Genomic DNA, 15,430 nt, shown 5'->3' with positions numbered 1-15,430 from the left:
AATTAGGATGGCTTCAACATTCGCGGGTCTTGTTATTTCCGGCAACGGCTTGTCCGCCAGCAAGGTGGGATTGGCCGTTACGAGCAACAATATCAGTAACATGAATACAACGGGTTATTCGCGGCAGGTACTGATTCAGAATCCCATCGGCCCCGCCGCCATGTACAGCCGCAGCTATGTGGGCTTGGGGGCGAAGGTTGAGTCTGTTGACCGGGTGCGGGATAATCTTCTTGACGAAAAGTACTGGGACGAAAATGCCACTTTGGGTGAATGGGAAACCAGGGCCGGTTACCTGGAAGAAATAGAATCGGTAATGGGTGATGCCGATGACACATTTTCCACTTTAATGGATGATTTCTACTCGGCGCTGGAAGGTGTATCCACAGACCCCGGCAGTGCATCGGCCCGCACTGCCGTAAAGGAGGCGGGAGTGGCCATTTGCGATTACCTGAATGATTCCGCCGCCCGGCTGACACAGCTCAGGCAAGATGCCAACACTGAGGTTAAAACAACGGTGGATCAAATTAATTCCTATGCCCAGCAAATTGCCGACCTGAACAAACGGATCAGCTTGGCGGCGGCCAGCGGCGCTGCCACCAATGAACTGGAGGATGCACGGGGAGCGCTGATTGATGAGCTTTCCGGCTTGGTCGACCTGGATGTGGACGAAGTTGTGGTGGGTACAAAGGCTGACGGTACGGAGAATAAAGCCTTGACTATCAGCATAGACGGGGCTTGTTTGGTCAGCGGCGACAAGGTACAGCAACTGGAGTGTTATGAAATCGCGGACGGCAGTGACCAAGACGGCATGTACGGCATCCGCTGGGCCGGCACCGGCGCGAATCTCGATCCTGACGGCGGTTCGCTGCAGGCCTACCTTGACATCAGGGACGGTGACGGCACCGGCTCTTACTCGGAAAGCAAGGGCATTCCTTATTTTATGGACCAATTGGATACCTTTGCCCGGACTTTCGCCGCGGCGTTCAATGAAGGCATATTTGAAGACGGAACTACTTATTATGCCGGTCATGCCGGCGGGTATACCGAAGACGGAGAGACAGGCGTCCGCTTTTTCTCCTGTTCTTATACAGACAGCAGCGGCAACTCCTTCGAGGCTTTGCTGAGCGGGTTGGACTCTGCCGCGGCCGCTAATACTCAGTACACTTCTCTGTACACAAACCTCACGGCGGCCAATATATCTTTGTCCGCGGATGTTCTGGCAGATGCGGACAATATTGCCGCGGCTGCCAGTGTGAACTCCGACGGGAGTATCGACAGCGAGGATAATGAGAATATGGATGCCTTGATTGAATTATGCGAGAGTGCGAAAATGTTCGCTGGCGGCACTCCCGAGGACTTCATGAATTCTCTTGTGTCCACCCTCGGTACAACCAGTTCTTATGCCCAGAGCAAGTCCGACCGCCAGACCACCATCATCGAATACCTTGAGAACAGCAGGTCGTCAGTAGCGGGAGTTTCCAGCAACGAGGAAACGGCCAATATGACCAAGTATCAGAAGGCTTATGAGGCGTCGGCGCAAATGATCAGCGTATGGCAGGAAATCTACGCCACCACCATTAACATGGTGTCGTCGGATTAGATGGGAGGAGATTTTTGTGCGGATAACTGACGGCATGATGGTTGCCAATACCGTCTCGAATATCAATAAAAACGCAAGACGTCTGAGCGAGGCCATTAACCGCGAATCCACCCAAAAGAAGATTCAATTGGCTTCCGACGATCCTATTGTGGCTACGCGGGCGATAAAATATCGCAACTATGTCGCCAAGATAGAACAATATCAAAAAAACGTGTCCGCCGCCAGTTCCTGGCAGAAAACATCTAATGACGCTTTAAGCGACCTGGGCGATATTATCCAACGGGTAAGGGAACTGACTGTGCAAGCTTCCAGCGACACCCTGTCCGACCAGGACAAGGCGGCGATTAAGACGGAAGTTACCCAACTGCAGGCGCAATTGGTGCAGGTAATGAATACTTCCTACGCCGGGCGCTATGCTTTTGGCGGTTACGCCACCGATGCGGCGCCGTACGCTTTGGTAACAGCCAAAGCGGGAACAGCCACCTACAATGACACCGGCTATGCCGGCGACGGCAGCGCTATCGCTGCTATTTCCGGTCTGACTGCCGATACGTACACTCTTTCCGTAGCTACCGGCAGCAATGGCACCGATTACTTGCTCCAGTTGACGGACTCCAGCGGCAATGTGGTTGCGGCGGCCGACAATGTTACGGCGACAACGATTGCCGCCGGTGGAGTTAAACTGACCGGAACGGCCAGCGACGGGACCGATGTGACGATTACCATGGCCGCTAATACCGGCACCATTGCGGCCGGCACGTCTATGACCTTTGATGCTGCCGAATGCAACGCCGTGACATTTAAAGGAAAATACATAAGTATTGTGGGGGCTGATTCGTTCAGTGTCACAGACGCCGAAATGTATGTAAGCAACGGGACGCAGGCTATTTACTACAATATCGGTTACGGCGCCCAGATCGCTGTAAATGTGGAAGGACAGAATGTCACCGGGACTGCCGGGGACGATACCAGTCTGTTCGATACCGTTGCCAAGCTTATGCTGGGATTGGACGGTAAAACTACTTGTTATAAAGCCGATGTGGATGAAACCACCGGCACGGCCTCTGTGGCGACGGAGACTTTTACTCTCGACGGCTTGCTCACCGACCTGGACACCGATTACGACCGGGTACTGACCGCCCAGGCCGACCTAGGCGCGCGCATGAACTATGTGGATATGGCTACCGACAGACTTGCCAACGATTATACCAATTACACCACCTTGCTGAGTAATAACGAAGATGTGGATGCGGCCCTGGCGTCAACTGACGTATCTACGGCCGAGTATGTTTATGAGGCGTCTCTCACCGTGGGAGCCAAGGCAATCACCAAGTCGCTGGTGGATTACATCGCATAATCTTGAAAAGAAACAAGGGCAAAGGAGGCGGAATGAATGTCTAGTTCAAGCAGCGTGACTTCAACCACCGTCAATGGAACAACCAGGATTACCGGTTTATCTTCCGGTCTTGATGTGGACTCGATCGTTGAACAACTGATGACCGCCCAGAAGTCTAAACTGTACCAGTTGCAGAAACAGGAGCAACTGGCTGAATGGAAACAGGATGCATACCGTAGTATTATCGAGGATATTCAAACCTTTAGCAGTACCTATTTTGATATCACCTCATCCAACAGCCTGCTGAAATCAAGTAATTTCAATAAATATGCAGTCAGCAGCAGCAGCAGCGCCGTAACGGCGACTTACACCGGCACCGCCAGCGCGGGGTCCCATACCATAGCGGTAGAACAACTGGCTACGGCCGCCACCCTGACCAGCAGTCTCGCCATGGAGGTTGCCGGCGGGACGGATGTATCCGCCGGCGCCACAATTAGCGCCGGCGCAAGTTTTGTCATTGAACTGGACGGTACGGAAAGGACGGTTACCTTCGACTCGGATGAAACATATTCCTCAGGTACCGACTTGGCAACAGCCGTGCAAACAGCTATCGATGAGGCGGTAGGCTCAGGCAAGGTGACGGCGAGCGTGGACTCCACCACCGGCTACCTCACCATCACAGCCGCCGCAGATAGCGGTATTCAAGAGATTACCCTCAGCGCCCCTGCTTCGGGAACCAGCGCTTTGTCCGCCCTCGGCTTTACCAGTGACGGGGCGTCCCTCTCCAACCGTCTGGATACTTCCGATACGCTGCTGGAGATTGCTTCCCAGCTGGGCATAGAGGATTCGCTGTTCAACAGTGACGGGCAGATAGAACTGACCATCAATGGCACCACTCTTTCTTTTGATCAAGACGATAGTCTTAGCAACATGATAAAAAAAATCAACAGCAGCAGTTCCGGGGCAACGATGACCTACGACGAGATTTCCGGCCAACTGACGCTTACCGCCGATGATACAGGCACAGGCTCCACCTTGGTGGTGACCGAGCCTACGGATGCCACATACGGCAGCAGCAACTTTTTGTCCCTGGTTTTCAACAGTGCGTCGGTAGTGGCCGGGACGGACGCCGTGGCGTGGCTGGACGGTACCAAGCTGACCCGCAGTTCCAATACCTTTACCGTCAACGGCGTGAAATATACTCTTAATGCCACGACTACGGATACGACTACCGAGACGGCCTCTTCCATTACCGCTGATGAAAAGGTTACAGTAAGTTTAAGCCAGGATGTGGACAGCGTCTATGATCTGATCAGCAGTTTCGTGGACGATTACAACAGTTTGATCAGCACCATCAACTCGAAGTTGGACGAGGATTACAATTATGATTATCCCCCCCTTACGGATGATGAAAAAGACAGTATGACCGATGAGGAAATTACCAAATGGGAAACCAAGGCGAAAACCGGGCTATTGGCGAATGACTCATTATTGAAAAGCTTTCTGACGGAAATGCGGTCATCTTTAATTGAGTCGGTTTCCGGCTTGTCCACCAACATTTTTGGTATCGGGATCTCCACCGGCACTTATGATGAAAATGGCAAGCTATATATTGACGAGGACACTCTAAAGGAAGCTATCACGAGCGATCCGGCAGCGGTGATGAATCTGTTTACTCAGGAGTCTTCCTCGTATCCGGGGACTACTACCCGTATAACCTACAGCAGCAGTGAATTGCGGACCCGGTACAAAGAGGAAGGCCTGGCTTATCGTTTCTACGATGTTATTCAAAAATATATCGCCACTGTCGGCGACGACGGTCTGTTGATACAAAAGGCGGGTATTGAGGATACCGCAGCCGATACCGATAACGCGCTGAGCGATCAGATCAGCGATCTGCAGGATAAAATTTCAGCCGAGGAAGATCGGCTGGATGCCAAAGAGGACAGTCTTTACGAACAGTATACCAATTTGGAAACCTATATCAACAAGATGAACTCGCAACTGTCCGCTTTGCAATCCATGCTTGGTGTGAGCAGTAGTTAAGTATGGTGCCGGTAGAGGAAATTCAGGCCGGATTGGCAAAGAAAATGGCAATTCTAGAGAAAATCAGCGCGAATATCGGGACGCAGCGCCGTTTTGTTCAACGGCGGGAAATGAAAGGTCTTAAACGGTTGCTGCGGGATATGGATAAACTATTTGACGAGCTTGCCGCCGTGAATCAGGAGTTACGGCGCAATGAGCAATGGAAGGATATGAGCTGCTTTCGGGCAGCGGTTGGCGCCATTGCGGCAAAACAGTCGGAGGTACTGACCAGTAGCGCCGCAATGGTGCAGGAAGCCGCAATGGTGCGGAATCATGTGGCGGCCCAATTGCGGCGTCTGCGGGCCGGAAGAAATATTACCAACCGCTATGTCAGCTGCTGGCTGACGCGACGGCCGGGAGGCCGTTTCAACCAAAAAGGATAGGGGAATTTTGGACCGGTAATCTCTATATAGAGCAGCGAAAGAAAAGGGAGCTGTTTATATAGGGATTTTTTTTATGCCGGCAAACAAGCAAACAGGCGTTCATCCCGGTAAGGGATGAACGCCTGTTAAGGTTTTTGGTGCTTTAACGCTTTAACTTAGATAGAATTATTTTAAGAGGGTCAATACCTGCTGGGGCAGTTGATTGGCTTGGGCCAGCATGGCAGTGGCCGCTTGATTAAGGACGCTCTTGTTGGTGTATGTTGCCATTTCCGATGCCATATCAACATCGCGGATGCGGGATTCGGCGGCAGTCAGGTTTTCGCTGGAAGCAGTCAGGTTGTTGATGGTGTGTTCCAGACGGTTCTGAATGGCGCCGAGGGCAGCGCGGGCGGTAGATACCGTTTGGGTGGCGGTGTCGATTACCGAGACGGCTATATTGGCCGATGCCTGGTCAGAGACGTTCAGATTGGCTACCCCGATGCCCGCGGCGGACATATCGCCAATATTGAATGTCATGCTCTGACCGGTATTGGCGCCGATGAGCACGGTAGACGTTCCGTCGGCGCGCTGATCTTCGGCCTGCGTGGTCTGCGAAAACTCGGACAGGGCGTTGGTTGCATCGTACTTTTTATTGCCGCTGGCATCGGTTACAGTGATGGTTAAGCCGTAGATGGCAGTATCCGTGCCGGAAACTGCGGCAGTGGCGGTCAGCGCGCCGGTGGTGGTGTCGACTGCAAAAGTAAAGTCGGCACCTTGAAGAGCGGTCAGATCAGTAGTGTCTGTTGCAGTGACAAGTGTGCTTTTCAGCTCGCCGTTCATCATGTAGCTAACGTTGATGGTGTCGCCGGAAACTATACCGAGAGAAGCCCCGGAAGCGTCGGTGAGGGCGGTTAATGCGGTAGCGGTAGTGGTGGCAGTGTTCAAAGACGTATTGGTCAAAACGTTGGCCGTGTCGGCAGTAACGGCCGCACCCATATTACCGTTCAGCAGCTTTTTGGTATTGAACTCGGTAGTGTCGGCGATACGGTCGATTTCCTCCACTAAGGCATCGATTTCATCCTGAATGGCTTTACGGTCATCATCGGTGTTGGTGTCGCTGGCCGACTGAACAGACAGTTCGCGCATGCGTTGCAGGATGTCCTCGGTTTCAGTCAGCGCGCCTTCTGCTGTCTGAACCAGGGAAATAGAGTCTTGGGCATTTGAACTAGCTTGGTCAAGGCCGCGGATCTGACCGCGCATTTTTTCGGAGATGGCCAGGCCGGCGGCATCGTCGGCCGCGCTGTTGATGCGGTAGCCGGAAGACAGTTTTTCCAGTGATTTGTTCAAAGCAGTGTTATTGGTATTTAATGCATTATAAGTATTAAGAGACGCAAGATTATGGTTAATTACTAGACCCATTGTCAATTCCTCCTTGATTTTGGTTTTGGGCATCCCTGCCCGGTTTTGATACCGGATCCGGATCGTTGTTGGCAGCTATTTTATAGGGTACTAAACGCCTCCTTTCTTTTGTCTATCTTTGTATCGAGCCCTAATATTGGAAATGCTTTTGAAATAATGCAGGATATGACAATATTTTTAAAGTTTTTATATAAAAATAGGGAAAAGTGGAAATTAAGTAAAATCAATATAAAAAGCCACCGGCGAATTATCGCCGGTGGCGTATTTAAAATATTTCAGCTGCCCAGGCCTAATCGCCTGGGCATTTGTATTGTAAAGGTGGTTCCCCAGCCGGGGGTGCTGGCTACCTGTATGGATCCCTGGTGATTTTCAATAATCCATTTGGCGATAGCCAATCCCAACCCGGCGCCTCCTTTGGACCGGGATTTATCTACCTGGTAAAAGCGATCAAAAATTTTATCGAGATAGGCAGGATCAATTCCTTCACCGGAGTCGGCAACGGTCAGCAATGTTTTGGTGCCTGACACCGACAAGTGGAGGGATATTTCACCGCCGACCGGAGTATGGCGGATAGCATTATCCAATAGTATGGCAATTACCTGTTTAAATTTTGTTTCGTCGCCGCAGACTGTAACCTGCGGCCCGGTATCTATGTGAAGAGAGATTCCCTGGGCTGCGGCAAGAGGTTGAAAAGCTTCCGCCGTCGCGGCAACAGCCAAATTAAGGGCAAATGGATGATATTCCAGTTTTTGCTGCTGCGAATCGGCCCGGGCCAAAAAGAGCAGGGAATTGACAAGCTTGGTCATCTGAATGGTTTCTTCCTGGATATTGTTCAGCCACTTCCTTTGGTTGGCGATAGTATCTTCCGGGCTATCCAGGACAACATCCAGATTTGTCTGCATGATGGCAAGCGGTGTTCTCAGTTCGTGGGAAGCGTCGGACAGGAAGTCTTTTTGCTGCTGCCAGGCGTTCTGAATGGGAATTATGGCCCGGTCGGCCATAAATAAACTACTGAAAAAAGAGAGGGATAAACAGACAACACCGGTGATGGTTAAGGCCGTCAACAATCGTCGCAGCATATTATTGGTTTGTGTTATATCCTCAAGCACTATCGCCATACCGGACTGATCATTGAGCGGAGATTTAAGGTAGAAATATTCCATGCTTTCAATAGTAAGCATTCCCTGGAATGCTTCCGCCTGCCAGATTTGGCTGACTAAAGGCACTAGGAGGTCAGGTTCAGGGAGGTGCCCGGCAGATTTAAAAGTAATGGCGCCGGTATGGTCTGTTTTGACAAAAAATACACCGGGAAACGGGCCTGGCGGCGGGGGCGGGTAGTTGTTCACGGCGCCGGACTTTATGTCGGCAATCAAATTCCTGGCGCCAAATTCCATACGGTCTCTGAAGTCGGATCGCGCGCGATAATAAGCGCCGGCGATTAATAAGACAAACAGAATAAAAATGATGGCGACATTAATGAGGGTGAGCTTAAAGCGCAGTTGCTGGAACACGGGTGTCCTCCTGGAGATAGTAGCCTACGCCGCGCACCGTCTTAATATAAGGCACATTCAGTTTTTTTCGCAGGTAATGGATGTATAGGTCCACGTTGGTTATCTCAGTCTCAGAATTATAGCCCCATACCTTTTCCATGATTCGTTCCTTGGTGATTACTTGTCCGTAATTGTTCATTAAGAGTTCCAGCAGATGGGTTTCTTTCACAGTGAGATGGATAACTTTTCCGTTTTTCATTACTTCGCAGCGGAGGGGATAAAGGATCAGGCCGGCTGCTTCCAGACTGTCGCCTACCAAATTTCTCGATTTTCTGCGGATTAGAGCCCGCAGTCTGGCTAGCAGTTCGTCGGCGAAAAAGGGTTTGACTAAGTAGTCGTCGGCGCCGGCATCCAAGCCTTCCACCCGGTCTTTTGCCCCATCCTTGGCCGTTAAAAATAGGACCGGGGTGTCAAATCCCAGGCTGCGGATCTCCCTTAACAGGCTGAGGCCGTCAAGGGCAGGCAGCATACGGTCCAGGATTAGGGCATCGTATGCACCGGTAGCCGCCATTTCGATTCCTGTTTCCCCATCCATTGCAGTATCCACTGCGTAGCCGTTTTTCTTCAGAAGGTGAGATAATGCGTCAGTTAGTTTGCTTTCATCCTCCACTAGTAACAATTTCATTATAGAATTCCCTCTTGTGTAACAGCCCTGTCGAATATCGTCCGTCCATGGATTTCCTAACTCTATTGTATTAGAAGTTTCTTGGAATTCCCTTTATTTTTTCAAAGAATTTATAAAAAGAATGTAAAATTTCTTCGCAATAGACTTTTGGAGACTTTGGATGATGCATTTTTTGCTATATTCACATTTGGACTATCGTCAATAATGAACACTTTCTTAAGCCAAAAATTAACCCTGCTCAATTGGTCAGTTGGATGAATTTGACGTAATTTGTTTGCCGGTATATAGTTATTGATAGAGGTGATAAATATGGTAGTTCCGGGTAAATATCGTCATTTTAAAGGCAACGAATATGAAGTAATAGCGGTTGCGCGACATAGCGAAACCGGCGAGGAAATGGTGGTGTATAAAGCGCTATACGGCGAAGGCGGGTTATGGGTGCGATCTCTTCCTATGTTTGAAGAAACGGTAACCCATAATGGCGCCAAGGTTAAACGGTTTGAATATATTGACGGCTAAATGTTAAAGTCATACGCCGGCAAGAAATATTTTTCACAATCTTTGGGGAATTTTTTGTCGAAAGGGTTCATTTTTTTGTTGTTCTTGTATATAATAAAATACGTTGGACAAACTATTGCTGCAGGCTGTCCGGGGCTGGTAATCGCCAAATGGTACAAAGTTAAAAAATGGTTCCCTCTACAATACATAACAAAATACATTAACAAATTTCAACAATATTTCATATTCTATAACAAAGAAGTAGCCATTGATTACCCCCATCATAGGGATTAGGGACCCAGCCCAAAAGTCTCGCAGCAACTGGACCACGTTACAATTGTCTACACCGCAATCCGGTAATGGCGAGACAGGTGGTACTGAGACTAATTAGCGGAGGGTGGTGTTAATTATGAAGGCAGGCAAAAATGTAAAAAATGAGTGTTATATTAATCCGGGTAACGTATCCTGTTGTTCATTAGGTGGAATTGGTTACGGCATTTACGGATTTGCCGCCAACACCGGTGTACCTCAATCCTTTGTCGGTTGGCTCAACAAAAAGGGTCATCCTTATGGGCGGATGTTATCCAAGTTTGCTTCCGGAACCAGGGAGTTTAGCTGCTGTTGGCAGTATATTGGCGAACACGACCCGGAAGAATTTAAAGCACTGCAGCACGAATATGTACGCAACACTTATTATGTACCCGCAGTTGAGAATTTGTGCCAGGAGTTCAACCTTGACATCCGGTCCAGAGATGCAAAATTGCAGGAACTTGTTTGGGCGGTAGCGGTGGAATACGGACCAACGGCAGTTGGGGATCTTATGCGGGAGGTACTGCGAATATCCGGGCTGACCCATCTTAATGAACTGAATGATCATGATCTCAGACGATCGATTGAGCATATCTTTGCGACAAGCGACTGGGCCGAAGCCAGCGACACAATGGCGGCAGGTGTGACAGTTCCTTGGGCATGTGAATCAAGAATTGATTTGGAATCAGCGTAACCCATTAGGGGCAATAGGCAATAGTTAATAGTTGTTAAAATGAGTTAAAATGAAAAAGCCTGGAACGGAAAGTTCCAGGTCTTTTATGTCTTTTCAGCCAGGAGCAAAGTCTGCAACTTTTGGGAGCATTAAAACATTCCTTTTTTCCACAGACCAAAAGCAGTCAAGACTGTGGTAAAGAAAGCAAAGGACATGGTATATAGGAAACCGTTATTTGCGCCAAAAGGTACATCCACATTCATGCCCATAAAACTTGATATCATTGTCGGAATGGCAAGAAGAATGGTCATGGAGGCAAGGAATTTCATAACCATGTTTAAGTTATTGGAGATTATGGAAGTGAAACAATCCATTAAACCGCTAAGAACTTTGCTATACATTTCGACCATTTCAATGGCCTGCTTATTTTCTATGATAACGTCTTCCAAAAGATCTTCATCTTCTTCGTACATTGTAATCAGATGCTGCAAATTAGTCAGGGTACGAAGCCTGAGGAGTTTTTCCAACACGATCCCGTTTGAGCGAAGGGAAGCGGTAAAGTAAGTTAAGCCTTTCTGCAGGTCCAATAGCTGGAATATCTCCTGGTTTTTCATGGATGCGCGCAGGTGATGCTCCAGATCATCGGTGCGCCGGTTGATTTGTTTCAAATAGCGCAGGTATAACAGAGCTGATTTGTGCAGAATTTGAAACAAAAAGCGGGTTTTTTTACAAGTACTGAAGTTTCGCGCATTTTCCGGACTGAAATTTGCCAGGACTTCATTAGCCTCAAGACAAACGGTAATGATATAATCAGGCGAAATGATAATTCCCAGAGGGAGGGCGTCATAACTGTCCTTCCCCCGCATAATGGGAATGTTGGTGATAACAAGCATATAATTATCTTCCAACTCGGTACGGGAGCGTTCTTCCTCGTCCAGGGCGGCCTTTAGAAAGTCTAACGGCGCGCCGGTTTTGGCGGCAACCATTTCCAATTCTACCTGGTCGGGATTTATCAGGTTGAACCAAGCTCCCTTTTCAATTTTCTCAAATGTCAATTCATAAAGATGTGTGCAATTGCTGCGATATATTTTCAACATTGCCAGTTCCCCCTTTTTTTGCAGGGGATGCCGGCAATAGTTTAAATACGTCTTTCCATGGTGACAAGGCTGAGAAATTGGCATATTCCCCTGTTTTTATTTACTTTAAAGCAGTGTGGACAACTAGATCGGTCTATATCCATATTTCTCACCTACCTATCAATTATTATGGATTATCACCCATGCATAATATGAATATAATCCTGTTTAAGTGAATAGTCAACACCTTTATTTATTATTAAGTATTTTTTAATAAAATTAACCTGGGATTAACTCAGAGATATAAATTCTTAATGCGTCCATATAGTTTAATTTACCTGGGCCCGGTTTGTTGACAAAGGCCTTTTCTGTTTGCTATAATATTTTATGTGCCGGACACGGAGGGGTGTCCGAGTGGTTTATGGAGCTGGTCTTGAAAACCAGTGATCCTGCAAGGGACCGTGGGTTCGAATCCCACCCCCTCCGCCATCAATCCTAATCGGTGGCGTAAAAATCATGTCAAATTGACAAAATCATTATTCATATCAACCCATATCAACCATGGAGCAGTACTCAAGCGGCTGAAGAGGACGGTTTGCTAAATCGTTAGAGGGGGCAACCCCTGCCAGGGTTCAAATCCCTGCTGCTCCGCCATAATTTGTCCAAAAACCCGCATTTCATGCGGGTTTGCTGTTTTACAGACAGGAAATTTTCCTGTCCTGTATATGAAAAAGTTAGAGATAACATAATTACTATATCCATGCAGAGGGAATGACATATATTTGGGGGGAATCTGAAAAATGGTCTTTCATTCAGGGCATTTATCCCGTCAGGAAGCTTTAAATATTCTTAATTTACCAGATGAAGCGCTTCCGGAACTGATTGACGCCGCCTATGCCGTCAGAAAAAAATACAAAGGCAATGTGGTAAATATCCAGCTTCTCACCAATGCCCGCAGCGGCGATTGCACTCAAAACTGCGCTTACTGCGCTCAATCCCGGGCTTCCCAGGCGGGCATCCCCAAATATAATCTCGTATCGTATGAAAAGCTGCTGCAGGATGGCTATACCGTTCGGGAAAAAAAACTTGCGAGGCATTGCATAGGTTTAAGCGGCATACGCTTCAGCGACCAGGAGATAGATGAATTTGCAAACTATATAAAGGGACTGAAAAGAGAGACACAAACCCATATATGCTGCTCCATCGGTTTTTTGACGCCCGGACAGGCTGAGAAACTCAAGGCAGCCGGGGTAAACCGCATCAATCACAATCTGAATACGAGCAGAAATTTCTATCCGGCTATCTGCACCACCCATACGTATGAGGAAAGAATAGCTAATATAAAAATGCTGCAGGGCATGGGTTTTGAAATCTGCTGCGGCGGCATCGTCGGCCTGGGAGAAAGCAAAACCGATGTAGTGGATATGCTGATTGCGATACAGGCAATCCATCCCCAGTCAGTGCCCGTCAATTTCCTGATACCCATCGAAGGCACGGCTTTGGCGAATGCGGATACATCCCATTTGTCTGCCGAATATTGCCTCAAGGTATTATGCCTGGCCCGGCTTTTAAACCCCAAAGCGGATATACGCTGCGCCGGCGGCAGAGAGATATACCTGAAGGGGAAAGAAAAATGGCTGTTTGCTGTGGTTGATTCCATTTTTGCTTCCGGTTATCTGACCGCAGGTGGGCAAAATATCGAAGATGCCGTCAAAATCGTCACCGAAGCAGGGTTTCAATATACTATAGAACCCGCATGATAAGCATGGAATGTAAACAGCAATCCTCTGCGTAAAGGAGAAAAGCATCGGAGATTCAGTTTTTCTTGTGACATGCAGTATAAGTTGTATTGTGTCACACGAACTGTCCCCCCTTGGCAATCTTTTTCTATCCTAGCAGGTAATGGCGGCGTATTTGATCTCGAAATTTTTGATAATTATAGTAATCATCTCTTTCATGCTGTTGGCTTTATTATTAAATTTTGATTACTCATTTTTATCATTTTTATCATCTTTATCATCCATTTTAGAAGATCGGATAACCATTACTAACCCAGCGATAATTAACCCCCCTCCTACCACTTGCAACGGATTCGGGGAATCTGATTCCATATAATAAACGCAAGGATAGTAGCTCCTGCTGGTTCACCCAAAATACTAACTGAAACAACCGCCGTTTTTACATATTTCAGAGCCCAGCTAAAAACTGTTTGACCTAAGATATTTGGTACTACAGCCATAGCAAAAAACCAGCTCCATGTGGACGGAGGATAACCGGCCAATGGTTGTCCAGTTATTAAACTTCCAAACAAAAGCACTATTGAAGCCGAAAAGTAAACGATATATGTATAAGGTATTACATGCATCTGTTTCCTAATATTGCTGCCAATCAAAAGATAGCACGCAATAAAAAAAGAACCTGCTAACGCAAGAAAGTCTCCTAATAAAGCGTTAGACCCGCTATTCATATCACCAAATCCCAAGATAATACCACCGCATATGGATATAGCAGCCCCCAACAGGGAAGTATAAGATACTTTCTCTCGATAAAACAAATAACCGCCAGCCATCACAAATAAAGGTTGCAAGGTCACTATCACTGTTGAACTAGTAATGGATGTGTAATTCAGTGAGGTTATCCAAAATCCGAAATGTAATGCAAAAAAAATACCTGATATACCAGACAGAGTAATTTGCTTAGTTGATAAATCTAATAGCTTACGATTGCAAATAAACATTCGCAATATAATGGGGGTTAATATACAACTTGTGAATAGCATTCTATAAAAGGCAGTAACTATGGATGGCGCAGCAGCAAATTTAACAAAAATTGCAGAACTGGATATCGAGAATATTCCTATAAGAATAGCCCAGTAAGGGGAAATTGATCGTTTTGTCATACTATTTCTCCTGTCTTTAAATCAATTATATATGATTGGTAATTTACATTTTTATATATTCTTTTGATTGTTTTATATATTTTTTAGCTTTTTATAACGGTTTGGTGTTAAGCCTTCCAATTTTTTAAATACCTGTGTTAAGTGGCTTTGATTCTTATATCCGATTTGATGCGCAATATCAGAAATCGAAAAATCGGTTTCTTGCAGCAAACGCTTTGCTTCATCAATGCGCAATTGATGAATATATTGCTGCGGGGTAACCCCTATATTTTTCCGGAACCATTGTCCATAATAAGAGACGTTATAATGTTCAATTCTTGCCAAGGTTTCCATTGAAATGTTTTCAACATAATGATTATGGATATAACGAATGGAAAGCGATCTTGTATCTTGTGCTAATAAATCAAAAGAATAATGCAGCAAATGATTAACTGCGTAAGAATTTCTGTTTGTTTCTGATAACATGAGATATCGCAATGACATCCAATTTTTATCTATCGTAAGATAGCCAAAGATAGGAAATGAGAACTGCGGTTACGTCCTGACCGAGAAAAGATTGCCGCCGACCTGATAGATTCAGACAATTCTGTCCACGCCAATTCGTCAATCAATCTTTTAAACCTGATTTTATTTAAGCCTGAGTTCACTATAGATGCAATGATTACCGGCCCTCAACCTGCCTTGAACAGGTACTTGGAAAACTTGGAAAAACGCAGTTCCTTTGGAGCTGCGCTTTCATATTGGACTATCATGCTTAGACACAATCGTGTAAGGGTCAGGCATTGACTTATTGACTTTTTATCAAGTTTATATCCCGCTTTAAAGCCGCCCCGCCGCATTTTTCTTGTGGGGGCGTCACCAGCTGATCTGCCGAGATAAGAATTTGCCTGTTATAGAAATACCTCGCGATGAGCTTTTTTGTTTTTCATTGTTTTCAGGATGCTAATCTAAAAGGAATGGATAAGTTTTTGTAAAAATATAACGCACATTTAACACAG

General features: G+C 46.9%; 13 protein-coding genes and 2 tRNA genes. 9 read left to right on the top strand and 6 right to left on the bottom strand.

Annotated features, from left to right (window positions below):
- The first annotated feature begins 7 nt into the window (after window positions 1-7).
- From flgK to MAMMFC1_RS05200, 4 genes are read left to right on the top strand one after another with little or no spacing between them, the layout of a single operon-like run.
- Window positions 8-1,600 (top strand): flagellar hook-associated protein FlgK, encoded by a 1,593-nt coding sequence (gene flgK, locus MAMMFC1_RS05215; RefSeq protein ID WP_126307092.1) that lies wholly within the window; start codon window positions 8-10, stop codon window positions 1,598-1,600.
- Between the two features lie 16 nt (window positions 1,601-1,616).
- Window positions 1,617-2,957, top strand: coding sequence for a flagellar hook-associated protein FlgL (flgL, locus tag MAMMFC1_RS05210; RefSeq protein ID WP_126307090.1), 1,341 nt, complete (start codon window positions 1,617-1,619; stop codon window positions 2,955-2,957).
- Window positions 2,958-2,993: 36 nt separating this feature from the next.
- Window positions 2,994-4,982, top strand: a complete 1,989-nt coding sequence (gene fliD, locus MAMMFC1_RS05205) for a flagellar filament capping protein FliD (RefSeq protein ID WP_126307088.1) — start codon at window positions 2,994-2,996, stop codon at window positions 4,980-4,982.
- Between the two features lie 2 nt (window positions 4,983-4,984).
- On the top strand, window positions 4,985-5,404 hold the full coding sequence (locus tag MAMMFC1_RS05200) for a hypothetical protein (protein WP_126307085.1): 420 nt from the start codon (window positions 4,985-4,987) through the stop codon (window positions 5,402-5,404).
- Between the two features lie 165 nt (window positions 5,405-5,569).
- Here MAMMFC1_RS05200 and MAMMFC1_RS22595 read toward each other — a convergent pair whose 3' ends face one another.
- The 3 genes from MAMMFC1_RS22595 to MAMMFC1_RS05185 form a co-directional block, all read right to left on the bottom strand.
- Window positions 5,570-6,802, bottom strand: a complete 1,233-nt coding sequence (locus MAMMFC1_RS22595; RefSeq protein ID WP_126307083.1) for a flagellin N-terminal helical domain-containing protein — start codon at window positions 6,800-6,802, stop codon at window positions 5,570-5,572.
- A gap of 275 nt (window positions 6,803-7,077) precedes the next feature.
- The gene (locus MAMMFC1_RS05190; protein ID WP_126307081.1) at window positions 7,078-8,313 is read right to left on the bottom strand and encodes a sensor histidine kinase; all 1,236 of its coding nucleotides are present in this window, start codon (window positions 8,311-8,313) and stop codon (window positions 7,078-7,080) included.
- Entirely contained in the window at window positions 8,291-8,977 is a 687-nt protein-coding gene (locus MAMMFC1_RS05185) for a response regulator transcription factor (RefSeq protein ID WP_126307079.1), read from the bottom strand. Before MAMMFC1_RS05185 ends, MAMMFC1_RS05190 begins: the two co-directional genes overlap by 23 nt.
- Window positions 8,978-9,286: 309 nt before the next feature.
- Here MAMMFC1_RS05185 and MAMMFC1_RS05180 point away from each other — a divergent pair, with 309 nt between their 5' ends.
- Both MAMMFC1_RS05180 and MAMMFC1_RS05175 read left to right on the top strand, forming a co-directional pair.
- Entirely contained in the window at window positions 9,287-9,496 is a 210-nt protein-coding gene (locus MAMMFC1_RS05180) for a DUF1653 domain-containing protein (RefSeq protein WP_126307077.1), read from the top strand.
- 388 nt (window positions 9,497-9,884) lie between these two features.
- Window positions 9,885-10,478, top strand: coding sequence for a VgrG-related protein (locus MAMMFC1_RS05175; protein WP_126307075.1), 594 nt, complete (start codon window positions 9,885-9,887; stop codon window positions 10,476-10,478).
- Window positions 10,479-10,606: 128 nt separating this feature from the next.
- Here MAMMFC1_RS05175 and MAMMFC1_RS05170 read toward each other — a convergent pair whose 3' ends face one another.
- Window positions 10,607-11,554: a magnesium transporter CorA family protein gene (locus tag MAMMFC1_RS05170; protein WP_126307073.1), complete on the bottom strand. Its 948-nt coding sequence runs from the start codon at window positions 11,552-11,554 to the stop codon at window positions 10,607-10,609.
- A 379-nt stretch (window positions 11,555-11,933) separates the two neighbouring features.
- Here MAMMFC1_RS05170 and MAMMFC1_RS05165 point away from each other — a divergent pair.
- The 3 genes from MAMMFC1_RS05165 to bioB all read left to right on the top strand — a co-directional run bounded on the left by MAMMFC1_RS05165 (window position 11,934) and on the right by bioB (window position 13,293).
- Window positions 11,934-12,022, top strand: a tRNA-Ser gene (locus MAMMFC1_RS05165).
- Window positions 12,023-12,096: 74 nt separating this feature from the next.
- Window positions 12,097-12,187: transfer RNA gene (locus MAMMFC1_RS05160), tRNA-Ser, on the top strand.
- Between the two features lie 146 nt (window positions 12,188-12,333).
- Entirely contained in the window at window positions 12,334-13,293 is a 960-nt protein-coding gene (gene bioB, locus MAMMFC1_RS05155) for a biotin synthase BioB (protein WP_126307071.1), read from the top strand.
- 314 nt (window positions 13,294-13,607) lie between these two features.
- On the opposite strand, the gene MAMMFC1_RS05150 is transcribed toward bioB, so the two are convergent.
- Window positions 13,608-14,432 carry a DMT family transporter gene (locus tag MAMMFC1_RS05150; RefSeq protein WP_197723916.1) on the bottom strand — a complete coding sequence of 275 codons (825 nt, stop codon included), beginning with the start codon at window positions 14,430-14,432 and terminating at the stop codon, window positions 13,608-13,610.
- Window positions 14,433-14,504: 72 nt separating this feature from the next.
- Window positions 14,505-14,897 carry a helix-turn-helix transcriptional regulator gene (locus MAMMFC1_RS05145; protein ID WP_158618652.1) on the bottom strand — a complete coding sequence of 131 codons (393 nt, stop codon included), beginning with the start codon at window positions 14,895-14,897 and terminating at the stop codon, window positions 14,505-14,507.
- Window positions 14,898-15,430 lie beyond the last annotated feature (533 nt).

The organism is Methylomusa anaerophila (assembly GCF_003966895.1).
Taxonomy (GTDB): Bacteria; Bacillota; Negativicutes; order Sporomusales; family Sporomusaceae; genus Methylomusa; species Methylomusa anaerophila.
Note: the sequence above shows the minus strand (reverse complement) of the source record. Positions and strands in the feature narration are given on the sequence as shown.

Excerpts from the sequence above, each read along its gene's own strand:
- flgK (WP_126307092.1), top strand. The coding sequence starts at position 8 with ATGGCTTCAACATTCGCGGGTCTTGTTATTTCCGGCAACGGCTTGTCC.
- fliD (WP_126307088.1), top strand. The coding sequence starts at position 2,994 with ATGTCTAGTTCAAGCAGCGTGACTTCAACCACCGTCAATGGAACAACC.
- MAMMFC1_RS05200 (WP_126307085.1), top strand. The coding sequence starts at position 4,985 with ATGGTGCCGGTAGAGGAAATTCAGGCCGGATTGGCAAAGAAAATGGCA.
- MAMMFC1_RS22595 (WP_126307083.1), bottom strand. The coding sequence starts at position 6,802 with ATGGGTCTAGTAATTAACCATAATCTTGCGTCTCTTAATACTTATAAT.
- MAMMFC1_RS05185 (WP_126307079.1), bottom strand. The coding sequence starts at position 8,977 with ATGAAATTGTTACTAGTGGAGGATGAAAGCAAACTAACTGACGCATTA.
- MAMMFC1_RS05180 (WP_126307077.1), top strand. The coding sequence starts at position 9,287 with ATGGTAGTTCCGGGTAAATATCGTCATTTTAAAGGCAACGAATATGAA.
- MAMMFC1_RS05175 (WP_126307075.1), top strand. The coding sequence starts at position 9,885 with ATGAAGGCAGGCAAAAATGTAAAAAATGAGTGTTATATTAATCCGGGT.
- MAMMFC1_RS05170 (WP_126307073.1), bottom strand. The coding sequence starts at position 11,554 with ATGTTGAAAATATATCGCAGCAATTGCACACATCTTTATGAATTGACA.
- bioB (WP_126307071.1), top strand. The coding sequence starts at position 12,334 with ATGGTCTTTCATTCAGGGCATTTATCCCGTCAGGAAGCTTTAAATATT.
- MAMMFC1_RS05150 (WP_197723916.1), bottom strand. The coding sequence starts at position 14,432 with ATGACAAAACGATCAATTTCCCCTTACTGGGCTATTCTTATAGGAATA.
- MAMMFC1_RS05145 (WP_158618652.1), bottom strand. The coding sequence starts at position 14,897 with ATGTTATCAGAAACAAACAGAAATTCTTACGCAGTTAATCATTTGCTG.